At 68.9% G+C, this 20,691-nt stretch carries 24 protein-coding genes; 3 read left to right on the forward strand and 21 right to left on the reverse strand.

Features of this window, described 5'->3' with window-relative positions; translation table 11 throughout:
* Positions 1-121: 121 nt before the first annotated feature.
* From ACQEU1_RS22690 to ACQEU1_RS22725, 8 genes are read right to left on the reverse strand one after another with little or no spacing between them, the layout of a single operon-like run.
* The gene (locus ACQEU1_RS22690) at positions 122-583 is read right to left on the reverse strand and encodes a hypothetical protein (RefSeq protein WP_433205074.1); all 462 of its coding nucleotides are present in this window, start codon (positions 581-583) and stop codon (positions 122-124) included.
* Positions 577-1,806 (reverse strand): DUF58 domain-containing protein, encoded by a 1,230-nt coding sequence (locus ACQEU1_RS22695; RefSeq protein WP_433205077.1) that lies wholly within the window; start codon positions 1,804-1,806, stop codon positions 577-579. Before ACQEU1_RS22695 ends, ACQEU1_RS22690 begins: the two co-directional genes overlap by 7 nt.
* A complete protein-coding gene (locus ACQEU1_RS22700; RefSeq protein WP_433205080.1) occupies positions 1,803-2,744 on the reverse strand; it encodes an AAA family ATPase in 942 nt (313 codons plus the stop codon). Before ACQEU1_RS22700 ends, ACQEU1_RS22695 begins: the two co-directional genes overlap by 4 nt.
* Positions 2,741-3,088, reverse strand: coding sequence for a hypothetical protein (locus ACQEU1_RS22705; protein WP_433205083.1), 348 nt, complete (start codon positions 3,086-3,088; stop codon positions 2,741-2,743). Before ACQEU1_RS22705 ends, ACQEU1_RS22700 begins: the two co-directional genes overlap by 4 nt.
* Positions 3,085-3,684, reverse strand: coding sequence for a DUF4129 domain-containing protein (locus ACQEU1_RS22710; RefSeq protein ID WP_433205086.1), 600 nt, complete (start codon positions 3,682-3,684; stop codon positions 3,085-3,087). The genes ACQEU1_RS22705 and ACQEU1_RS22710 overlap by 4 nt, the downstream gene beginning before the upstream one ends.
* Positions 3,685-3,730: 46 nt before the next feature.
* The gene (locus tag ACQEU1_RS22715) at positions 3,731-4,141 is read right to left on the reverse strand and encodes a hypothetical protein (protein ID WP_433205089.1); all 411 of its coding nucleotides are present in this window, start codon (positions 4,139-4,141) and stop codon (positions 3,731-3,733) included.
* Positions 4,142-4,144: 3 nt separating this feature from the next.
* Positions 4,145-4,927, reverse strand: a complete 783-nt coding sequence (locus ACQEU1_RS22720; RefSeq protein WP_433205092.1) for a hypothetical protein — start codon at positions 4,925-4,927, stop codon at positions 4,145-4,147.
* Complete coding sequence (locus ACQEU1_RS22725) at positions 4,927-5,544, reverse strand: uracil-DNA glycosylase (protein WP_433211669.1); 618 nt, start codon at positions 5,542-5,544, stop codon at positions 4,927-4,929. Before ACQEU1_RS22725 ends, ACQEU1_RS22720 begins: the two co-directional genes overlap by 1 nt.
* Positions 5,545-5,574: 30 nt before the next feature.
* Between ACQEU1_RS22725 and ACQEU1_RS22730 the strand changes: the two genes are divergently transcribed.
* Genes ACQEU1_RS22730 through ACQEU1_RS22740 form a run of 3 tightly spaced genes read left to right on the forward strand, consistent with a single transcriptional unit; the run spans position 5,575 to position 8,032 of the window.
* On the forward strand, positions 5,575-7,035 hold the full coding sequence (locus tag ACQEU1_RS22730) for a S10 family peptidase (RefSeq protein ID WP_433205095.1): 1,461 nt from the start codon (positions 5,575-5,577) through the stop codon (positions 7,033-7,035).
* Positions 7,032-7,469 carry a GNAT family N-acetyltransferase gene (locus tag ACQEU1_RS22735; protein WP_433205098.1) on the forward strand — a complete coding sequence of 146 codons (438 nt, stop codon included), beginning with the start codon at positions 7,032-7,034 and terminating at the stop codon, positions 7,467-7,469. Before ACQEU1_RS22730 ends, ACQEU1_RS22735 begins: the two co-directional genes overlap by 4 nt.
* The gene (locus tag ACQEU1_RS22740) at positions 7,466-8,032 is read left to right on the forward strand and encodes a chloramphenicol phosphotransferase CPT family protein (RefSeq protein ID WP_433205101.1); all 567 of its coding nucleotides are present in this window, start codon (positions 7,466-7,468) and stop codon (positions 8,030-8,032) included. Before ACQEU1_RS22735 ends, ACQEU1_RS22740 begins: the two co-directional genes overlap by 4 nt.
* Before the next feature lie 9 nt (positions 8,033-8,041).
* On the opposite strand, the gene ACQEU1_RS22745 is transcribed toward ACQEU1_RS22740, so the two are convergent.
* The 13 genes from ACQEU1_RS22745 to ACQEU1_RS22805 form a co-directional block, all read right to left on the reverse strand.
* Positions 8,042-9,037, reverse strand: coding sequence for an ABC transporter ATP-binding protein (locus ACQEU1_RS22745; protein WP_433205104.1), 996 nt, complete (start codon positions 9,035-9,037; stop codon positions 8,042-8,044).
* Entirely contained in the window at positions 9,030-10,016 is a 987-nt protein-coding gene (locus ACQEU1_RS22750) for an ABC transporter ATP-binding protein (protein ID WP_433205107.1), read from the reverse strand. Before ACQEU1_RS22750 ends, ACQEU1_RS22745 begins: the two co-directional genes overlap by 8 nt.
* Positions 10,017-10,025: 9 nt before the next feature.
* Positions 10,026-11,000, reverse strand: a complete 975-nt coding sequence (locus tag ACQEU1_RS22755) for an ABC transporter permease (protein ID WP_433205110.1) — start codon at positions 10,998-11,000, stop codon at positions 10,026-10,028.
* A complete protein-coding gene (locus ACQEU1_RS22760; RefSeq protein ID WP_433205113.1) occupies positions 10,993-11,922 on the reverse strand; it encodes an ABC transporter permease in 930 nt (309 codons plus the stop codon). Before ACQEU1_RS22760 ends, ACQEU1_RS22755 begins: the two co-directional genes overlap by 8 nt.
* Positions 11,923-12,047: 125 nt before the next feature.
* Complete coding sequence (locus ACQEU1_RS22765; RefSeq protein WP_433205116.1) at positions 12,048-13,670, reverse strand: peptide ABC transporter substrate-binding protein; 1,623 nt, start codon at positions 13,668-13,670, stop codon at positions 12,048-12,050.
* Positions 13,671-13,848: 178 nt separating this feature from the next.
* Positions 13,849-14,790 (reverse strand): exopolyphosphatase, encoded by a 942-nt coding sequence (locus tag ACQEU1_RS22770; RefSeq protein WP_433205119.1) that lies wholly within the window; start codon positions 14,788-14,790, stop codon positions 13,849-13,851.
* 2 nt (positions 14,791-14,792) lie between these two features.
* Positions 14,793-15,359: a GNAT family N-acetyltransferase gene (locus ACQEU1_RS22775; protein ID WP_433205122.1), complete on the reverse strand. Its 567-nt coding sequence runs from the start codon at positions 15,357-15,359 to the stop codon at positions 14,793-14,795.
* 40 nt (positions 15,360-15,399) lie between these two features.
* Positions 15,400-15,546 (reverse strand): hypothetical protein, encoded by a 147-nt coding sequence (locus ACQEU1_RS22780; RefSeq protein WP_433205125.1) that lies wholly within the window; start codon positions 15,544-15,546, stop codon positions 15,400-15,402.
* A 66-nt stretch (positions 15,547-15,612) separates the two neighbouring features.
* Positions 15,613-16,878, reverse strand: coding sequence for a lytic transglycosylase domain-containing protein (locus ACQEU1_RS22785; protein WP_433211672.1), 1,266 nt, complete (start codon positions 16,876-16,878; stop codon positions 15,613-15,615).
* A gap of 153 nt (positions 16,879-17,031) precedes the next feature.
* Positions 17,032-17,529, reverse strand: a complete 498-nt coding sequence (locus ACQEU1_RS22790; RefSeq protein ID WP_433211675.1) for a DUF501 domain-containing protein — start codon at positions 17,527-17,529, stop codon at positions 17,032-17,034.
* Positions 17,511-18,005: an FtsB family cell division protein gene (locus tag ACQEU1_RS22795; protein WP_382445738.1), complete on the reverse strand. Its 495-nt coding sequence runs from the start codon at positions 18,003-18,005 to the stop codon at positions 17,511-17,513. Before ACQEU1_RS22795 ends, ACQEU1_RS22790 begins: the two co-directional genes overlap by 19 nt.
* A 13-nt stretch (positions 18,006-18,018) precedes the next feature.
* Positions 18,019-19,305 carry a phosphopyruvate hydratase gene (eno, locus tag ACQEU1_RS22800; RefSeq protein WP_382445739.1) on the reverse strand — a complete coding sequence of 429 codons (1,287 nt, stop codon included), beginning with the start codon at positions 19,303-19,305 and terminating at the stop codon, positions 18,019-18,021.
* Between the two features lie 150 nt (positions 19,306-19,455).
* On the reverse strand, positions 19,456-20,676 hold the full coding sequence (locus ACQEU1_RS22805; RefSeq protein ID WP_433205129.1) for a cytochrome P450: 1,221 nt from the start codon (positions 20,674-20,676) through the stop codon (positions 19,456-19,458).
* Between the last annotated feature and the right edge of the window lie 15 nt (positions 20,677-20,691).

Consider the following 20,691-nt stretch of genomic DNA (forward strand, 5'->3'; position numbering starts at 1 on the left):
GCCCATTTTTCGCGCGTCCGGAGGGGCTGTTGTGACTACCGTCGCCGGGTGATGCCGGACACGATCGGGGCTGACCTGCGCCTCGACCGCGACTCGAGGTGTTGTGCCTGAGAGTCTCGATTCAGATCCTCAGTGCGACGACCCCGATCACGACTGTCAGAGCACCCAGTCCGAGCACCTCCAGGAGCCCGATCCCGGCACCAGAAGGTACGACGGCCGCGAACGCCGCGACGACAAATGTGATCACTTGGACAATGGCGAACCGGCGGGCTGGTGCTTTCAGCGCAGCGGGCTCGATTCTCGTTTTCACCGGAACGACCGCGGCGAGCGCGGAAGTGACGTGAATCAGGTGCAACGCCGGAATCATGATCAACACGCCGAGCCGCAACGGGTGCCCGTCCGCGAACGCCATCGCGAGCGCCGCGTACCCGATCAGCAACGCCGGCCCGGCGCTCCCCGGCATCAAAACGGTCAGCACCGTCAGCGCCACGGCGACCAGCAACGGCACGAGCGACGTCGCCTCCAGGTGCAGGACCACCACCACCGGGACGGCCGCGAGCACGATCATCAACCGCATCAGCACGACCGCGTCACCGCCACCCCGTGCTCGGCCATCCGACGCAGCCGCACCCGGTGCTCCGCGGCGATCAGCTCGGCCGCCACCTCGCCCCAGCGCGACTCGGCGTCCGGCACCAGCTCCAGCGGCAGCGTGTTCACCGCCAGCACCACGTGCCCGCGCTTGCGCGTCTGCACGGCCAGTTCCGCGATCTCGTCGTCGAGGAACGGCGACAACAACACGACCACGCATCCGTGCGGAAGCCGGCGCAACGCCACGTGCGACGACCATCCAGCCGCCTGCACGCACACGACGAGCTGCGTGCGGATGCGCATCAGGTGCCGCCGCCCGACCCCGGACCGCACGTTGAGCTGCGGCCGTGAGAGGTCCATCAACGCCACCCGGTCGCCCTGGCGCAGGTAGCCCGCGGCCATCGACGCCGCCCGCCGCACCGCCCGGTCGAGACTGCCGCCCGGCCGCGCCGAGGCCCCGTACCGCGGCGAAGACCACTCGGCGACCTCCGCGACGACGTCCGCGCGGGTGTCCAGGGCCAGCACGATCTCCGCGTCGGCCTCGGCGTGCCGTTCCCGGACGTGCACGACGCCGGTGCGGGTCGTGACGCGCCAGTCGATCCGCCGCAGCCGGTCCCCCGGCTGGAACGCCCTGATGTCGCGCAGCTCGGTCGAGTCGCCGGCGCGGGGCGAGCGGTGGATGCCGACCAGCCCGGCGGGCCGCGGCGGCAGCGGTCCGGACGGGTGGTGCTCGACCGGCGGCAGGATCGTGCGGACGTGCTCGACGCCGACGATCGGGCCGTAGACGTGCATCGCGTCCGGCCCGGCGAACAGGTGGTCGAGCCGCAGGTCGACGCCGGGCCCCCAGGCGTCGCGCCGGATCTCCACCGGCAGGTCCGGCGAGTGCGCCGGGATCGCCCTGGCCCCGCCGGGCAGCTTCACGACCGCGATCTCCGCGTCCGCGCCGTCGACGTGCGCGACGGTGTGCACGACCCCGGCCCCGGCCCCGCGCGGCACCGGGCGCACGCTCACCGCGGGCTTGCCGCGCGGTCTCGACGTCAGCAGCACGGACAGGACCAGCGGAACGCCGAACAGCACGAGCTCTGGCTGGTGCAGGAACATCCCGGCCACCACGAGCCCGACACCGAGCCACACCGCCCGCGAGTAGGCGTCGGTCGGGTGCCAGTGCGCGCCGTGCGTCCGGGAGAACGCCTCCCGCAGCTTGTCCGCCCTGCTCATGAGCTGGGCGGGCCCGGAACCTTGCCGAGCAGCTCGGTGACGACCTGCACACCGCTCACGCCGGACGTCCACGTCTCGGGCTTCATCACGAGCCGGTGCGCCAGCACGGCGATCGCGCACTCCTTGACGTCCTCCGGCGTCACGTACGCACGTCCGTCCAAAGTGGCCAGAGCGCGAGCGACGAGCACCAGCCCCTGCGCCCCCCGCGGTGACGCGCCGACCTCGACGGACTGGTGTCCGCGCGTCGCCACCGCCAGGTCCACGCAGTACCGCAGGAGATCGTCGTCCACTGTGGTCTGTTCGAGCAGCGCCTGCAGCTCACCGAGCCGTCCTGGCGCCAACACGGGCGGCACCTCGGCCTCTTCTCGTTGCCGCGCGAGCCGCCGGCGCAGGACCTCGACCTCCTCCTCGGCGGGCGGGTAGCCGATGTCGAGCCGCACCAGGAACCTGTCGAGCTGCGCCTCCGGCAACGGGTAGGTGCCCTCGTACTCCACGGGGTTCGAGGTCGCCAGCACGTGGAACGGCCGCGGCAGCGGGAACGTGCGCCCCTCGACCGTCACCTGCCGCTCCTGCATGGCCTCCAGCAACGCCGACTGCGTCTTCGGCGGCGTCCGGTTGATCTCGTCGGCGAGCAGCAGCCCGGTGAACACGGGCCCGTGCCGGAACTCGAACTCGCGGCTGCCGGGGTCGTAGAGGAACGACCCGGTGACGTCGGCGGGCAGCAGGTCCGGCGTGCACTGCAGGCGCCGGAAGTCCAGTGACAACGCCTGCGCGAGCGACCGTGCGATCAACGTCTTGCCGAGGCCCGGCACGTCCTCCAGCAGCACGTGCCCGCCCGCCAGCACGGCCGCGAGCGCGAGCCGCACCGTCCGGGTGCGCCCGACGACGACCTTGCCGATCTCGTCGAGGACCTCCTCGGCCTCCAACTCGATGGTCACTCGACCCTCCTGAGCTTCTCCGCCAGTGTCTTCGGATCGGGCATCCCGCCGGCGATCCCGAGTCGTTCCAGCCGCGCCCGGAACCGTTCGTCGTAGCGCCGCGGATCGTCCGCGGCCTCCTCCAGCCGGCTCGCCAGCGTGCTGGCGTGCCCGGTGCTGATCGAGGCGGGCGGTGGTGGCGCCGAGACCCACAGCACGTCGGTGGCCCGCGGCAACCTGCTGACCAGCACGGCGAACGCCGTCGGCGGCACGGCCAGCACGACGGCCCACTCGCCGGGCACGCCGAGCAACCAGACGACGACGCCGATGACGACCCCGACCACCAGCGCCAGCGCGGTCTTCACGCGAGCTCCCGGACGATGCGGCCGAGTTCCTCGCGCGCCTGCTCGGCCTGCGCGGCCGTCACGTCCTCGTGCCCGAACCGCGCCCGCTGGTAGAGGTCCTTCAGGACGTTCGCGTCCACCCCGAGCCGTTCGGTGAACTCGGTCGGCGTCTGGTGCGGCAACCGTTCCTCGGCGGCTTCGAGTGCGAGCCAGGCGGCGATCACGGCGTCGCGCGGCGGCCGTCCCGGATGCTTCGTGAACTCCTGCAACGCCTTCTCGACCCGCCGCACCACGGCCTGCTCACCCACCTCGAAGCCCTCGATCTCGACCCCGCGCACTCCCCCGCGCCGCCGCCACTCCGGCAGCCGCAGCGCGAAGAAGATCCCGACCAGCCCGAACAGCACGAGCCCCGCGAGCACCACCAGGTAGACGGTGAGGGGCACGGCGAACAGCCCCGGCAGCTCCGTGGGGAACGGCACGTCCAGCTGCCCCGCGGTCTGCTGCGCCGGCGGGCGGTCGTCCAGCCGCTGGACCAGCGTGATCGGCGACGTGCCGCCGGCCGCGACGACGACGATCAGCAACGCCGCCACCGCCACCCCGGCCCGCCACCACTTCATGGCGGTCAGCGTGACACGCGCGAGGACACTTCGGATGATCCTTTGGTCAGTCCGGCAACAACCGCCCGCGACAGCGCCGCACCAGCTCGACCCGTTCCGGCCCGTCGAGGCGCCGCATCACCGGCCGCAACGCCGCCGCGTGCTCGGCGATCCGCTTGCGCACGACGTGCGCCGTCCCCGTCGAGCCACCGACCGCCTGCAACGGCCCGAGCCCGCACGCCACGTACAGGCAGCCCAGGTCGGCCGACATCACCACGTCCGGCAGCGAGACCCTCGTGGTGAACCCGCGTTCGCCGTTCCACGTCCAGGAAGTCACGCTCACCCGCAGGTCGGGGCGGTGGAAGAGGAAGCCGTCCTCCACGAGTTCGGGGCCGAGGAAGTCGTGCCGCTCGACCAGGAACGCGAACGCGGGCAGTCCCTCGTCCCGGAGCACCTGCACCGGTGTCGGCTTCGGCACCGGTCACAGCACCGTCTCGAAGGGGAACGTCCGGAAGTCGCCGGCGCGCTGGGCCTGCTCCTCGTGGCGGTCCTCCCAGAACTCAACGGTCCAGCCCGGCCAGCGCGCGGCGATCTCGTCAACCGTCTCGGTGAAGCTCATGACCGTCCAGAACCCGAACGTGCGGCGGGCGAGATCGAAGTGCAGGCCGTGATCCGGTCCGCTGTCGTCCGCCGACTGCGGTTCCCAGCCCGGCGACGGGGTGAGCTCCGCCAGCGCGTCCAGCAGATCGGCCGTCTCCCAGACGGGCTTGAAGTACGAGTGGCGAACCAGGTGTCCCTGCACCGAGCCATCGGCCTGCTGGACGGTCACCAGGCAGTTGCGCGCCGTCGGACGCCCGTTCCAGGTCGGTTGCAGTTCGGCGTGAGCGGACGGCATCTCGCTGCGGACGGACGCGCGGCCGAGACCGACGTACGCCACCACGTCCCCGATCCCGCCGTACGCCCAGCGGACCTGCCACTCCGGCCACGCGGCACGGATCGCGGTCAGCTGTCGCGCACGCGCGTCCACGCCGTCGTGGTGCAGGCTGTAGAGCACCAGGACCTGGTTCAGGGTGTCGATGACGGCGGCGCCCTCGCACCAGATGTCGTCCAGCCACCCGTTGGCGAGAAAGCTCTCCCGAACGGACTCGATCACGGCCTCCGGGCCCTCCGCGAACTCGCGGAGCAACCCGACCGCGCCATCGCTGTCGATGTACAGCTCGCAGCCGCGCTCGTCCACGATCACGTAGTTCGCCCTGCTGCCCATCAGCCCATCGCCCTCTTCAGCACGTCCTGGAGCATCTGCTGGGTCAACCTGCCGGTGTAGGTGTTGTGCGGCGACACGTGGTAGCACCCGAACACCCGCAGCCCACCGACCGACACCTCCACCCCGTGCCCGAACTTCGGCCGCTCCGGCCCCAGCAACGGCAGGAACGCCTTCCACCCGAACCCGCCGAGCACCATCACCGACCGCAGCCGCGGCATCAACCCCATTTCCTCGCGCAGAAAGCCGGAACACCTGTCCCGTTCCGCCGGCGTCGGCTTGTTGTCCGGCGGCGCGCACCGGACGGGCGCCGCCATGCGCACGCCGCGCAGCTCCAGGCCGTCGTCCGCGGACACCGACGTGGGCTGCGAGGCGAGCCCTACCTCGTACAACGCGCGGAACAGGAAGTCGCCGGACGGGTCGCCGGTGAACATCCGGCCCGTCCGGTTCGCGCCGTGCGCTGCGGGTGCGAGGCCCACGATCAGGAGCGAGGCGTCGAGCGGACCGAACCCCGGGACCGGTTTGCCCCAGTACGTCTGGTCGCGGAACGCCGCGCGCTTCTCCAGAGCCACTCGCTCGCGCCACTCCACCAGGCGCGGGCAGGCTCGGCAGGCCGTTATTCGATCGTCGAGTTCCGTAGTGTTGCTCCCATGTCCGAGGAGAAGACCGAAGAGAAGCCCAAGTCTCCCACCGATGATCTGGTGTCCACCCAGCACAGCATCACGGTCGGGGGACGCGAGCTGAGCTACACCGCCACGACCGGGCGGGTCGTCCTCAAGCAGGAGGTGTTCAAGGACGGCGTGTTCGAGGGCCACAAGCCCAAGGCCGAGGTCTTCCTGACCACCTACACGCTCGACGGCGCCGACCCGCTGAAGCGGCCTGTCACGTTCGCGTTCAACGGTGGGCCGGGCTCGGCGAGCCTGTGGCTGCACATGGGCGTCCTCGGGCCGCGCCGCGTGCTCAGCGGTGACGTCGGCGACCTCGCCGCCCCGCCGTACGGGATCGCGGACAACGAGGAGACGCTGCTCGCCGAGAGCGACCTCGTGTTCATCGACCCGGTGTCGACCGGCTTCTCCCGGGCCGCCGAGGGCGAGAAGCCCGGCAGCTTCCACGGCTACCAGCCCGACGTCGACTCCCTCGCCGAGCTCATCCGCCTCTGGACCGCGCGCAACGGCCGGTGGATGTCGCCGAAGTTCCTCTGCGGCGAGTCGTACGGCACGCTGCGCGCCGCCGGTCTGGCCGAGCAGCTGCAGCGCAAGCACGGCATGTACCTCAACGGCCTCATGCTGATCTCCAGCGTGCTGGACTTCGCGACGCTGGAGTTCAACGAGGGCCACGACCTCGGCTACACGCTCTTCCTGCCTACGTACGCGGCCATCGCGAACTACCACGGCCTGCACGGCGACCGGCCGCTGAAGGAGGTGCTCGCGGAGGCCGAGGAGTTCGCGGTCCGCGAGTACCCGTACGTCCTCGCCCGCGGCAACCGGCTGACCGACGTCGAGCGCGCCGCCGCGATCGAGAAGATCGCCCGGCTCACCGGCCTGTCCGAGGAGTACGTGGACGCGGTCGACCTGCGCGTCGAGCACATCCGGTTCTTCACGGAGCTGCTGCGCCGCGACCGCAAGACGGTCGGGCGCATCGACGGCCGCTTCACCGGCTGGGACAAGGACTACGGCCGCGAGGAGATCTCCGCGGACCCGTCCATCGACGCGATCCTCGGCCCGTACACGGCGGTGATCAACCACTACCTGCACGCCGAGCTGGGCTACTCCAACGACCTGCCGTACACCACGTTCGCCTCGGAGGCGATCGAGAAGTGGTCGTACAAGGAGTTCGAGGGCCGGCACGTCACGACGGCGGGCAAGCTCTCCGCGGCGATGCGGGCCAACCCGCACCTCAAGGTCCACGTCGCGTTCGGCTGGTTCGACGGCGCCACGCCGTACTTCGCGGCCGAGCACCTCATCGCGCACCTGCAGATCCCGAAGGAGCTCACGGCGAACATCGAGTCGGCCTACTACCCGGCGGGCCACATGATGTACGTCCACGAACCTTCGAGGATCCAGCAGTCCGAGGACCTGGCGGCGTTCGTGCGGAACTCCTCCAACACGTGATCGAGCCACTCGATCTGACCGACGACGCGGTGCTCGACGAGCTCTTCACCGTGCAGCGGCTCGGATACGCGGTCGAGGCCGAGATCATCGGCTTCGACCGCATCCCCGGCCTGCTGGAGTCGCGGGAGGACCTGGCCGGCACGCACCACCGGTTCCTCGGCTTCTACGACGACGAGGGCCTGGCCGGCGCGATCGCGTTCGTGCGCGACGAGTCCGAACTGGACATCTGCCGGATGTTCGTGCACCCCAGGGCTTTCCGCCGCGGCATCGCCTCGATGCTGATCGACGCGCTGGAACCGGCGAGGCGCACGATCGTCAGCACCGGCAGCGCCAACGCACCGGCGCTCGCGCTGTACCGCAAGCACGGCTTCGTCGAGGCGGGCACCCGCGAGGTCGCTCCCGGTGTGTCGATCACCAACCTGGTCCGCGAGTGATCATCTTCCTGAACGGCACGTCCAGCTCCGGCAAGTCGAGCATCGCCGCGGAGCTGCTCAGGGAGCTGGACACGCCGTTCTTCCACATGAGCGTCGACGCCTTCGGGGCCATGCGCGCCGTCGAACGCACGCTGGAGCTCGACGTCCCCGCGCAGCAGGAGCTCCTGCGCCGCACCAGGGCGGGCTTCCACCGCGCGGTCGCGGGGATGGCGGCGGCCGGCAACGACGTCGTGATGGACCACGTGCTGAGCGAGCCGTGGCGGCTCCAGGACTGCCTGGACGTCTTCGAGGGCCTGGACGTCGTCCTGGTGGCCGTGCACTGCCCTCTGGACGTGCTGGAACGGCGCGAACGAGCCAGGGGCGACCGGACGGTCGGGGCGGCGGCCCAGCAGCTCCAGGAGGTCCACCGGCACCGGCTCTACGACTTCCAGGTGGACACCAGCGCGCACAGCGCGCGGCAGTGCGCCCGCGCGATCAAGGAGTTCGTGGCCAGGCCGGTCCGCGGAAGGGTCTTCGACGAACTGAGGGGCCGCGCCCGCGGGCACGACCCCTCAGCCACCTAGCACCAGCGGTCAGACGACCGCGCGCTCCTCCGCGAAGTGGCACGCGGCGGGGTGGTCGTCCTTGCGCACCACGAGCTCGGGCACCTCGGTGGCGCAGATGTCCTGCGCCTTCCAGCACCGCGTCCGGAACCGGCAACCCGAAGGCGGGTCGATCGGCGACGGCACGTCACCCGTCAGGCGGATGACGTCACGCCGGCCGCGCTGGGTCGGGTCCGGCACCGGCACGGCGGACAGCAGCGCCTGCGTGTACGGGTGCATCGGGCGCTCGTAGATCTGCTCCTCGGTGCCGATCTCCACGATCTTGCCGAGGTACATCACCGCGACGCGGTCCGACAGGTGGCGGACCACCGACAGGTCGTGCGCGATGAAGACGTACGAGAGGCCCATCTCCGTCTGGAGGTCGCCCAGCAGGTTCATGACCTGCGCCTGGATCGACACGTCCAGCGCGGACACCGGCTCGTCGCACACGATCACCTTGGGCTTGAGCGCGAGCGCGCGGGCGATGCCGATGCGCTGGCGCTGACCGCCGGAGAACTGGTGCGGGTACCGGTTGACGTGCTCCGGGTTGAGACCCACGGTCTCCAGCAGCTCCTGGACCTTGCGCTGCCGGTCGCCCTTGGGCGCGACCTCGGTGTGGATCTCGTAGGGCTCGCCGACGATGTCGCCGACCGTCATGCGCGGGTTCAGCGACGTGTACGGGTCCTGCAGCACGATCTGGATGTCGCGCCGCAGCTTGCGCAGCTCGGAACCCTTCATGCCGAAGATGTCGCGGCCCTCGAACTTCGCGACGCCCGACGTCGGCGGCTCCAGGCGCATCAGCACCTGGGCCAGCGTGGACTTGCCGCAGCCGGACTCGCCCACGACGCCGAGGGTCTCGCCCTTGTTCAGCGAGAACGAGACGCCGTCGACGGCCTTGACGTGGCCCACGGTGCGCTTGAACAGCACGCCGACGCGGACCGGGAAGTGCTTGACGAGGTTCTCGACCTCGAGGATCGGCTCAGCCACGAGCGACGACCTCCTCCGCGATGTGGCACCGGCTGGTGCGGCCCATGCCGAGGTTGTGCACGGTGGGCACCTCGGTCGAGCACCTGTCGAACACGCGCGGGCAGCGCGGGTTGAACGGGCAGCCGGGCGGGATGTTGGTCAGCGACGGCGGCAGACCCTTGATCGTCTTGAGCTCCTGGCCGCGCAGGTCCACGCGGGGCAGGGACTCCAGCAACGACTCGGTGTACGGGTGTCCCGGCGCGCGGAACAGCTCGTAGACGTCGGCGTGCTCGACGATGCGGCCCGCGTACATGACCGAGATCCGGTCCGCGACGTCGGCGACGACGCCGAGGTCGTGGGTGATCAGGATCATGCCCATGTCGCGTTCCTTCTGGATCTCCGCCAGCAGGTCCATGATCTGGGCCTGCACGGTGACGTCCAGCGCGGTCGTGGGCTCGTCCGCGATCAGCAGCTCCGGGTCGAGCGCCAGCGACATCGCGATCATCGCGCGCTGCCGCATGCCGCCGGAGAACTGGTGCGGGTAGTCGGTGATCCGTCCCTTGGCGTTCGGGATCTTGACCTGGTCGAGCAGCTCGATCGCCCGCTTGCGCGCGTCCGCCTTGGACATGCCGCGGCGGACCTTGAGCTGCTCCTCGATCTGGAACCCGACGGTGAACACCGGGTTCAGCGCGGAGAGAGCGTCCTGGAAGATCATGGCGATGCCCTCGCCACGAACCTGGCGGCGCTCGTCCGCCGACTGCTTCAGCAGGTCCTCACCGCGGAACTTGATGGTGCCGTTGGTGATGAACCCCGGCGGCGTGTCCAGGATGCCCATGATCGTCTGGGCGGTGACGGACTTGCCGGAGCCGGACTCGCCCAGCACGGCCAGGGTCTCGCCCGCCGCGACGTGGTACGAGACGCCGTTGAGCACCTTCGCGACACCGTCGCGGGTGCGGAATTCCACGTGGAGATCCTCGACCTCCAGCAATGGCTGAGTCACAGGATTCCCCTATCGGGACTTGGGGTCGAGGGCGTCGCGCACGGCGTCACCCAGCATGACGAAGGCCAGCACGGTGATCGTGACGAAGCCGGCGGGGAACAGCAGCATGTGCGGTGCCGACTGGAAGTAGTCGCGCGACTCGGAGATCATCACGCCCCACGACACGACCGGCGGACGCAGGCCGATGCCGAGGAACGCGAGCGTCGCCTCGGCGCCGATGAAGGCACCCAGCGCGATCGTCGCGTACACCAGCACGGGCGCCACGGTGTTCGGCAGCAGGTGCCGGAGCACGATCCGCAGCGGGGACGCGCCGAGACCGCGTGCGGCCTTGACGTAGTCCTGCTGCTTCGCCACGAGCGTCGCCGAACGCATGATGCGCATGGCCACCGGCCACGACAGCACGGCGATCGAGAGCACCACCTGCGTGATGATCTGGAACGCGCCGGGGTTCTCGGTCGGCGCGTTCAGCGTCGTCAGGATGACGATGGCGCCGAGCACGAACGGGATGCCCGCGAAGATGTCGCCGAAGCGCGACAGCAGCGAGTCGATCCACGTCTTGGCGTAGCCCGCGAAGATGCCGATGATCGATCCGATGAGGACGGTCAGGATCGTCGCGAACAACCCGACGAGCAGCGACGCGCGGGCGCCGTGCATGGCGCGGGCGTAGACGTCGTAGCCCTGCAGGTCGTAGCCGAACCAGGCGTCACCGGAGGGCGGCTGCAACGACTTGTCGAGGTTCGCGAACCTCGGGTCGACGGAGGTGAACAGCGTCGGCCAGATCGCCATCAGCACGATGACCGCGATGATCACCAGCGAGATGATGAACGTCGGCTTGCGGCGCAGCTCGCCCCACGCGTCGCTCCAGAGCGAACGAGGCTTGCGCTGCTTCTGCGACGAGTCGTCGACGTGGCTCAGCTGGTCGACACCGGCAGCCGCGGACGCCTCCAGTCCGGCTCCACCGGACACGGATCCTGGGTCACTCATAGCGAATCCTCGGGTCGAGAACGGCGTACAGGAGGTCGACGAGCAGGCTCATCAGCAGGTACACGAGCACCAGCAACGTCACGATGCCGGTGACCATGACGCCTTCCTTCTCCTGGATGCCGCGGAAGATCAGGCCGCCGATGCCGTTGATGTTGAAGACGCCCTCGGTGACGATCGCGCCGCCCATGAGGCTGCCGAGGTCGGTGCCGAGGAACGTGATCACCGGGATCAGCGAGTTGCGCAGCAGGTGGATGCCGACGACGCGGGACTGCGGCTGGCCCTTGGCGATGGCCGTGCGCACGTAGTCGGCGCGGCGGTTCTCGACGATGCTGGTGCGGGTCAACCGGGCCACGTAGGCCATCGAGAGGCTGCCGAGCACGAAGCCGGGCAGGATCAGCTCCCCGAACGTCGGATCGGAGCTGACCGAGGTGTCCATGATGTCGAAGCCCTGCGGGCCGAGGTAGAGCCGCAGCACGAAACCGGTGACGAAGACCGGCAGCGAGATCAGGAACAGCGTCGAGACCAGGACCAGGTTGTCCAGGAAGCCCGACTTGCGCAGTCCGGTGAGGACGCCGGCGATGATGCCGATGACGGCCTCGATGATCAGGGCGATGATGCCCATCTTGAGGGTGATCGGCCACGACGTGCCGATCTGCTCACCGACGGAGATGCCGTTGAAGGTGGTGCCGAAGTCACCGACGAGCAGGTTGCCCAGGTACTTGAAGTACTGGATGACCAGCGGGTCGTTCAGGTTGAGCTGTTCGCTCATCTGGGCGATGTAGGACGGATCGCACGGCCGCTGGCCGCACTTGCCCGCGAAGGGGTCCTGCGGGATCGCCCAGACCAGGGCGTAGATCAGAAAGGTGGTCCCCAGGAAGACCGGTATCAGCTGCAGCAGACGGCGCAGCACATAGCGACCCATGAGGTCGGCTCCTTGCGTGGTGGGGGGCGCCCGAAGTCCTGAACACCGCTCCGGCCCCGCGCCCGTAACGCTTGAGGGACGCGGGGCCGGACGGTGTGTTGCTTCAGAACTCAGGTGTTAGGCAATCAGGCCTTGACGCGGAAGGACTCCAGAACGCCCTGACGCTTGAACGACATCTTGGCGTCGAGCAGGTTCTTCGAGCGGCCGCCGATGCCCTTCTCGTTCCAGGTCGGCATGGAGGGCAGGTCCTTGGCGATGATGTCCTCCGCCTGCTGGTAGAGCTTGATCGCCTCGTCCTCGTTCGCCGTCTGGTCCGCCTTGTTCAGCAGGGCGTCGACCTCGGGGTTGGAGTAGTTCGAGTCGTTCGAGGAACCACCGGTCTTGTACAGCGGGTTGAGGAAGTTCTCGATCGACGGGTAGTCGGCCGACCAGTCCGAACGGCTCATGCCGGTCAGCTGCTTGCCGTCGACGATCTGGCGGAACGCACCGAAGTTGGTGGCACCGACGAACTCGCACTCGACGCCCAGCGCCTGCTTGATGCTGTTGCACGCGGCCTCGAGAGGCTCCTTGCGGCCACCGTCCTGGTTGGACTGGATGGTCAGCTTGCCGGTGAAGCCCGACTCGGCGAACAGCTGCTTGGCCTTCTCCGGGTTGTACTTGCAGTACTCGCCGCAGGTGTCCGCGCGGTAGCCCTTGATGCCGGGCGAGACGAAGCTGGTGGACGGCACGTACGAGCCGGCCAGCACGGTCTTCGTGATCTGCTCCCGGTTGATGGCCATCGAGACGGCCTGGCGCAGCTTCACGTTCTTGAACGCGTCGATGTACTGCGGGAACGCGATCGCGCTCTGGCCGAGCAGGTTCGCGGTCACGACGGCGTCGCCGAGGTCCGCCTTGTACTTCTCGCCGACCTTGGCCGACGGGGGCAGGGCCTCCATGAAGTCCAGCTTGCCCGCGACCAGGTCCTGGTACGCGGTCTCCTGGGAGGAGTAGATCTTGTAGTCGAGGGTCTTGAAGTGGACCTTGTCCTCGCCCTTGTAGTCGTCGAAGCGCTCCATCTTGATCAGCGCGTTCGGCGTGCGGGAGACGAACTTGACCGGGCCGTTGCCGATCGGCTTCGCCTCGGCGGCCTTGGGGTCCGCGAAGAACGAGTCCGCCATCGGCGAGAACGGCGTGTAGCCGATCATCGTCGTGAAGACCGAGGTCGGGCCGTTGAGGGTGACCTTGAACTCGTAGTCACCGACCAGCTCGAGGCCGGACATCTTCTCGGCCGTCGGCTTGGCGTTCTCGTCAGCCGGGTGGACGGCGTCGAAGCCCTGGATCACGGAGAAGAACGACGCGGCCTGCTGGGCGTTCGGCGCGTACGCGGCCCAGTTCCAGGCGTCGACGAAGTTCTTCGCCTTGACCTCGGTGCCGTCGTGGAACTTCCAGCCCTGCTTGATCTTGATGTTGTAGACCTTGGCGTCGGTCGACTCGATCTTCTCCGCCATCAGGTCGTACGGCGCGCCGTCTTCGGCCTTGTAGCCGACCAGTCGCGAGAACAGCGAATCGGTGACCTTGCCACCGCCTGCCTCGGTCGTGTTGGCCGGGAACAGGGTGCTCTTGGGCTCGGTGCCGTAGATGGACACCGTGCCGTCCGGGTTGTCCTTGCCATCGGCAGCGTTGTTGGAACCGCCACCGCCGCCGCACGCGCTGAGCGTCATGGCCAGCGCGGCGGGCAAAGCCACCCACGCAACCCGTGATCGCGACATCAGTCTCTCCCGCCTTTCCCCGGCGCCGCTCCGCAGATATTGCGTGCGCGCGCCTCCCCGGGAGGTCTCGTCCACCTCCCAAAACGTGAGAGGACGTTAACCGGGGCGTCCAGTACATCGCGCATCGAAATCGGTCACAAAATAGTCACGATCAGCTCAAGCGCACCTTAATTCGGCGCTAGACCAGCGAAAACGCGATGCCGTCGAGGATGTCGTGCTCGCTGCACACGAGCGTGCGAATACCCGCGCGATTCTCCAGCTCGTCGGCAATCGCGCGCAGCACCACCGCTCCACCGCAGATCACGTCCACTCGACCGGGGTGCATGGGCCCCAACGAGGCACGATCATCATGCGTCATGGAGAGGATACGGTCGGTGATTTCACGAACATTGTCAAGTGTGATGCGGCTGAGGTGAATATCGTCGCTGTTGTACACCTCCAGCCCCTGGACCAGGGCTGACAATGTCGTAGCGGTCCCGGCGACCCCGATCCAGGTCTTCATCTTCTCCACCGGAACGACTTCGAAGGCCTCTTTGACCGCGGCCCGCGCAAACGCTTCCGCCTGCGCGATCTCGTCCTTTCCGGGCGGATCCGAGTGGATGAATCGCTCCGTCAACCGGACGCACCCGATGTCCATCGACCGAGCCGCCTCGACGTCGGAGCCGGTCCCGAGGACGAACTCGGTGGAACCACCACCCAGATCGGTGACGAGGAAGGGTCCCTCGTCCGGGTCAAGATCGGCCACGGCCCCGAGGTAGGACAGCCGCGCCTCCTCGTCCCCGGAGATCACCTCGGCCGGTGCCCCGAGGATCTGCTCGGTCATGTCGAAGAACTCGTCGCGGTTGCTCGCGTCCCGCGTGGCACTGGTGGCCACCATGCGTGCCGTCTCGACTCCCTTGCGTTGCATCGTGCGCGCGTAGTCGAGCAAGGCTTGGCGCGTGCGTTCGATCGCGTCGGGGTGCAACCGCCCGGTCGCGTCCACCCCCTGGCCGAGCCGGACGATCTTCATCTCCCGGTGGACGTCCCGCAGCCACGCGGTCCCGTCCTCCCTTTTGGTGACGTCCGCGATCAACAACCTGATCGAGTTGGTCCCGCAGTCGATGGCCGCGACCCGCGACATGTTCACCCCTGTGCGTCGTTCCGGTACTCCTCGGCAAGCATGGCGTACACGAACAGATCGCCCCACTCGCCCTTGAAGATCTCGAACTCCCGGTAGTGCGCCTCCCGTCGCATGCCGAGCCGCTCCATCAACCGCCACGACGGCTCGTTGCGCGGGTCGCACTCGGCGATGATCCGGTGCAGGTCCAGGTCCTGGAAGCCGAGCGCCAGCATCTTCCGCGCCACCTCGGTCGCGTACCCGCGGCGCTGGAAGCCGGGGTGCAGGCTGTACCCGATCGTCCCCTGCCGGTGCTCCTCGCTGCGCCACTTCAACATGGCGTCGCCGATGACCCGGTTCGTCCCGGGGAGCTCGATCGCCACGATCAGCCGCTGGCCCTCCTCGGTCAGCTCGGCCTCGGTGATCCGCTTGGCCAGCACCTCCGCGCACTCCTCGCGGGTGGTGGCGTCGTTGTAGAGGTAGCGGTGCACCTCGGGGAGTGCGCGGTAGGCGAAGAAGTCGTCGAGGTCGTCGGTGCGGAACGGCCGCAGCAGCAGCCGTTCCGTCCGGATGGGGAAGTCAGGCTTCAGCACTCCCCCACAGTGCCAAGGAACGCGCGTCGTGCCACCCGATTTAGCCGTGCGTGCTGTTGACGAGCACGTCCACGACATCGTTCCTGTCCAGTGCGCCCGAGAAGACCCGCGGGCCGGTCACGGTGCCCGTCGCGTCGAGGCGCGCTCGCGAACGTCCCGTTCCTTCGAGCTTTCCGTTGACGTGCAAGGAAACCTTGCCCGAATCGACCCTGAACGAAGTACTGGTTGGAATCGTTCCAACCCGACGCGCCGGTTAGCTGGGCGTGCTCGTTGCCAAGCTCTGCGACGTCGTCTGCACCGAGCTCGACCCGTTGTTGGTGGACGACTGGGAGCTGGCCGGCGTCGTCGACTGCTGCGACGGGACCGTGGTGGTCGTCGTCGTAGTGGTCGTCGTTGTGGTGGTGGACGTCGTCGTCGTGGTGGTCGTGGTCGTCGTCGTGGTGGTGCACGAGGACGGCGGCGGCGTCGTGGTCGTGGTGGTGCTCGACGTCGTGGACGACGTGGTGCCCGTGGTGGTGGTCGGGCAGGTCGGCGTCGTGGTCGTCGTGGTGGTGGTCGTGGTCGTCGACGTGGGGTTGGTGGTGGTGCCACCGTTGCCGGGAGGCTGCGTTCCCGGGTCGCCGTTGCCCGGCGGCGGGGTGGTCACGTTGTTGCCGTTGTCCGGGAGGAGCGGCAGCGTGTCGACGTTCTCGCTGTAGACCTTGGCCCAGTTGAGGACCTTCTTCACGTACTCGGGGTCGCGGTTGTAGCGGAAGACCGCGGCGGCCCGGTCGGCCTGCTTCGTCATGTCGCCGCCGCCCGAGCAGAGGTAGCGGCCGGCGCCGAGAGCGGCGTCGTAGATGTTGTTGGGGTTGACGATGCCGTCGTCGTTCAGGTCGCCGCCGAAGCTCGCCCAGGTCGACGGGATGAACTGCATCGGGCCGACCGCGCGGTCCCACGCGGTGTCGCCGTCGAGGCGGCCGCCGTCGGTGTCGCGGATCGCGGCCATGCCGGGGGCGCCGTTGAGGACCGGGCCGAGGATCTTGGGGGTGGCGTCGCCGACGGCGTTGACGCGGCCGTTGTTGGCGTGGCCGGACTCGATCTTGCCGATGCCCGCGAGCAACGCCCAGTCGAGGTTGCAGCCGGGGACGAGCTCGCCGAGCTTGTCCTCCGCGCGCAGGTAGGCCTCGACCATGACGCCGGGGATGTCCTGGATGCCGGCCATGTCGCCGAGGTCGGTGCCGGGGTCGAGGTCGCCGTCGAGGCTGCCGTCCTCGAGGTCGGCGAGCAGTGCGGCGCTCAGCTCCTCGGACAGCGGCAGGCGGCCGGCCGCGCCGAGCTCGGACGGGTCGCGGTGCAACGCTCCGTAGACGTCCGCGGGACCGAGGGTGACGGCGATGTCGTTGTGCTTGGCGAGGTTGACCCAGTCGACCAGCTTGGTGCCGACGATCATGGCGGGGGCGAGCATCGCGGCCAGTGCCGCCACGGCGAAGCCCTTTTGCCTGGGGCTCAACACCGACGGACCGCGCAGTCTGGCCATTGCCACGAATAATCACCTCTCGTGTGTCATCGCGGCTCGCCGTACTGCTCGTTACGGCGAATGCCCCCGTCGGTGACCCGTCCCACCCTGCCTCACTCCGAAGCCTAGGTGTACCCAAGACGGAGTGAAGCGTGTGTTCGGTTCCGTTGACCGTTAACTGGCCGAACATTCACCTGCGGGCCACAGTCCCTGCGCGCCCAGGATGGCCAGCGCCTCGTCCCCCATGGGGTTCACGCCGGGGCCTTTGGCGAGGGCGTGCGCGACGTGCACGTGCAGGCACTTGACGCGCACGGGCATGCCGCCGGCGGTGACCTGCGTGCCGAGCGACTCGATGGCGTCGCGCTCCGCCAGGTACGCCTCGTGCGCGCGCTGGTAGGCGGCCGCGAGCTCGGCGTCGGTGGCCAGGCGTTCCTGCTGCTCCTTCATCAGCCCGCCGCCTTCGAGCGTGCTGACCAGCGAGTTCAGCTTGGGGCAGGTGAGGTAGTACAGCGTCGGGAATGGGGTCCCGTCGGGCAGTCGCGGCGCGGTCTGCACGACGTTCGGGTGCCCGCTGGGGCACCTCGAAGCGATCGCACGCGTCCCGCGTGGCGTGCGGCCGAGCTGCTGAGCGACCGTTTCCAGGTCAGCAGCACTTACTTGTGCGTCACCGATTCCCACAGTTCCTCGTACCAAGACCCTTGTGCCGCCTGCTTGCCCGACGGCCTCTCCGTTTCCGTGTTGCGACTCTCGTCACCCGGCAGTTGCACGATGTAGGGCACCTCGCCGGGCCGCACCCAGTGCAGCCGCTTGCGCGCCTCGATCTCCACGTACGCCGGGTCCTGCAGTTCCGCCTTGCGCTTGTCCAGCGCGGCGACCGTCTCGCGCAGCTTCTGCTGTTCGGCTCCCACGTCGCGCAGCTCGTCGCGTTGCGAGAGGTAGGTCCGCAGCGGGACCGCGATGCTCAACGCCAGTGCGCACAGCACCATCGCGAACATCGCGGCCCGGCGCGTACCGGTCATGCCGAACGCGCCACCCGTGCCCTCACTGCGCCGCGACGGCGCCTTGGGACGAGGTGGCTTGCGCGCGCGTGCGGGCCGCGCCTCCCGCTCTTCGCGGGGGCGACGGGGACGACGCGCGCGCTCGGCCATGTCCTACAGCCTCTCAGCTCTCCGGCGTGTAGCGCGGGAACGCGAGCTCGCCCGCGTAGCGCGCCGCGTCGCCGAGGCTCTCCTCGATGCGCAGGAGCTGGTTGTACTTCGCGGTGCGCTCACCGCGGGCCGGCGCACCGGTCTTGATCTGACCGGCACCGGTCGCGACGGCGAGGTCGGCGATGGTCGTGTCCTCGGTCTCGCCCGAGCGGTGCGACATCATCGACTTGTAGCCGTAGCTCGTGGCCAGCGAGACCGCGTCGAGCGTCTCGGACAGCGTGCCGATCTGGTTGACCTTCACCAGCAGCGCGTTGGCGGCGCGGCGGGAGATGCCCTCCTCGAGACGCTCCGGGTTGGTGACGAACAGGTCGTCGCCGACGATCTGGACCTTCTCGCCCAGCTCGGCGGTCATCTGCACCCAGCCGTCCCAGTCGTCCTCGGACAGCGGGTCCTCGATGGAGACCATCGGGTAGTCGCGGACGAGCTCGGAGTAGTAGCCGATCATCTGCTCGGCCGAGCGCTTGTTGTTCTCGAACGAGTAGGCGCCGTCCGAGAAGAACTCGGTGGCGGCCACGTCGAGCGCGAGCGCGATGTCGCGGCCCGCCCGGTAGCCGGCCTTCTCGATGGCCTCGAGGATGAGGTCGAGCGCGTCGCGGTTGCTGCCGAGGTTCGGTGCGAAACCACCCTCGTCACCCAGACCGGTCGCGAGGCCCTTGCTCTTCAGCACGGACTTCAGCGAGTGGTAGACCTCGGTGCCCCAGCGCAGGCCCTCGCGGAACGTCTCCGCGCCGATCGGCGCGATCATGAACTCCTGGATGTCCACGTCGGTGTCGGCGTGCGAGCCACCGTTGAGGATGTTCAGCATCGGCACGGGCAGCACGTGCGCGTTGGGGCCGCCGACGTAGCGGAACAGCTCCAGGCCGCTGGACGTCGCCGCCGCCTTCGCGACCGCGAGGCTCACGCCGAGGATCGCGTTGGCGCCGAGACGCCCCTTGTCCGGCGTGCCGTCGAGGTCGACGAGCTTCTGGTCGACCACGCGCTGCTCGACGGCCTCGATGCCGACCAGCTCGGGCCCGATCTCGTCGAGCACCGCGGTGACCGCGCGCTCGACACCCTTGCCCAGGTACCGCTTGGCGTCGCCGTCCCGCAGCTCCACCGCCTCGTGCTCACCGGTGGACGCACCGGACGGAACAGCGGCGCGCTCCAGCGTGCCGTCGTCCAGCGCCACCTCGACCTCGACGGTGGGGTTGCCGCGAGAGTCCAGGATCTCGCGTGCTCCGACCTGCTCGATGACCGCCACTTGCGCTCCCTGTTTCTGCTGCGTCTCGTCGTCGTGACGAGCCTACTTGGGCCAGCTGACCGGCAGGGGCTCGACACCGTCGGATCACAGCGGAGCGTCCAGGCCTGTCGTCTGAATCGTGCCAGAAGGGGCGGCGGGTGGGAACCGCAGTCACACGAGCCGGACGGGCAGGTGCTTCACGCCGTTCTGGAAGTTCGAACGGAGGCGGCTGACCTCGCCGTCGAGCTCCAGCAAGCCGGGCAGATCCAGAACGGCCTCGAACACCGCCCGCATCTGCGTCCGCGCCAGCTGCGCCCCCAGGCAGAAGTGCGGGCCGTGCCCGAAGCTCAGGTGGTCGGCCTCCCGCCGCCCGACGTCGAACCGGTCCGGCGAGGTGAAGACCCGCTCGTCGCGGTTGGCCGAGCTGAACCACACCACCACCTTGTCGCCGGCCCGGATCTCCTGTCCTGACAGGGAGGTGTCCTGGACGCAGGTGCGGCGGAAGTGCATCACCGGGGTCCACCAGCGCAGCATCTCCTCCACGGCAAGGGGGAGCAACGACCTGTCGGCACGCAGCCGGGCGTACTCGGACGGGTTCGCGAGCAGGGCGATGAGGCCGCCGGGGATGCCGTTGCGGAGGGTTTCGTTGCCCGCCACGGAGAACAGCCAGAAGAGGTTCTCGAACTCCTCCGGGGAGATGTCCTCCCGCATGAGGTTGCTGAGGACGTCGTCGGAGGGGTGCAGGCGTTTGTGAGCGGCCAGCGCGTGGGCGTAGGCGTAGAGGTCGGGCATGCCGTCGCGGGAACGCGGGTCGCGGCCGTCGGCAGGGCGCAGCGCCAACGCCTCCAGCGCCATGTCGGTCATGCCGGACGTGGAACTGGAGGACAGGGCGTACTCCGGGTCCTCGAAGCCGATCACGCGGTTGCTCCAGTCGTAGAGGAGCACACGATCCTGACGCGGGACGCCGAAGATGTCGGCCAGGGTCAGCAACGGCAGGTCGGCCACGTCGGAGGCGAAGTCGCCGGACGACGACGAGACGATCGCCCGGGCGTTCTCGAAGATCCGCGACTCCAGCTGGGCCACGGCGCGCGGGGTGAAGGCCTTGGTCAGCATGCGGCGCAGGCGGGTGTGATCAGGCGGGTCCTGGTTGAGCATCATGCGCTGGACGTAGGCCAGGTCCGCGGGCCGCGGGTCGCGGATCTGGGTGGCGCCGCGGTGCGAGGAGAAGACGGACGGCGTCCGCAGCACGGTTCGGACGTCCTCGTGGCGGAAGACGGCCCAGTGGTCGGCGATGCGGACCACGTCCTTCTCACGCAGGCGGGTTAGTGCGTCATGCGGTACGCCCGAGGTATACGTGTCCGGGTCGAGGATCAGCTCGGCATCGGTCTGCACAGAACGGGATTCTGA

It is taken from the genome of Lentzea sp. CA-135723 (assembly GCF_050936595.1).
GTDB lineage: Bacteria > Actinomycetota > Actinomycetes > Mycobacteriales > Pseudonocardiaceae > Lentzea.

Bases quoted from the DNA above. Each gene is read 5' to 3' on its own strand.
- ACQEU1_RS22720 (WP_433205092.1), bottom strand. From the start codon at position 4,927: ATGGGCAGCAGGGCGAACTACGTGATCGTGGACGAGCGCGGCTGCGAG.
- ACQEU1_RS22785 (WP_433211672.1), bottom strand. From the start codon at position 16,878: ATGGCCAGACTGCGCGGTCCGTCGGTGTTGAGCCCCAGGCAAAAGGGC.
- ACQEU1_RS22695 (WP_433205077.1), bottom strand. From the start codon at position 1,806: ATGAGCAGGGCGGACAAGCTGCGGGAGGCGTTCTCCCGGACGCACGGC.
- ACQEU1_RS22710 (WP_433205086.1), bottom strand. From the start codon at position 3,684: ATGAAGTGGTGGCGGGCCGGGGTGGCGGTGGCGGCGTTGCTGATCGTC.
- ACQEU1_RS22730 (WP_433205095.1), top strand. From the start codon at position 5,575: ATGTCCGAGGAGAAGACCGAAGAGAAGCCCAAGTCTCCCACCGATGAT.
- ACQEU1_RS22795 (WP_382445738.1), bottom strand. From the start codon at position 18,005: ATGGCCGAGCGCGCGCGTCGTCCCCGTCGCCCCCGCGAAGAGCGGGAG.
- ACQEU1_RS22755 (WP_433205110.1), bottom strand. From the start codon at position 11,000: ATGAGTGACCCAGGATCCGTGTCCGGTGGAGCCGGACTGGAGGCGTCC.
- ACQEU1_RS22765 (WP_433205116.1), bottom strand. From the start codon at position 13,670: ATGTCGCGATCACGGGTTGCGTGGGTGGCTTTGCCCGCCGCGCTGGCC.
- ACQEU1_RS22760 (WP_433205113.1), bottom strand. From the start codon at position 11,922: ATGGGTCGCTATGTGCTGCGCCGTCTGCTGCAGCTGATACCGGTCTTC.
- ACQEU1_RS22770 (WP_433205119.1), bottom strand. From the start codon at position 14,790: ATGTCGCGGGTCGCGGCCATCGACTGCGGGACCAACTCGATCAGGTTG.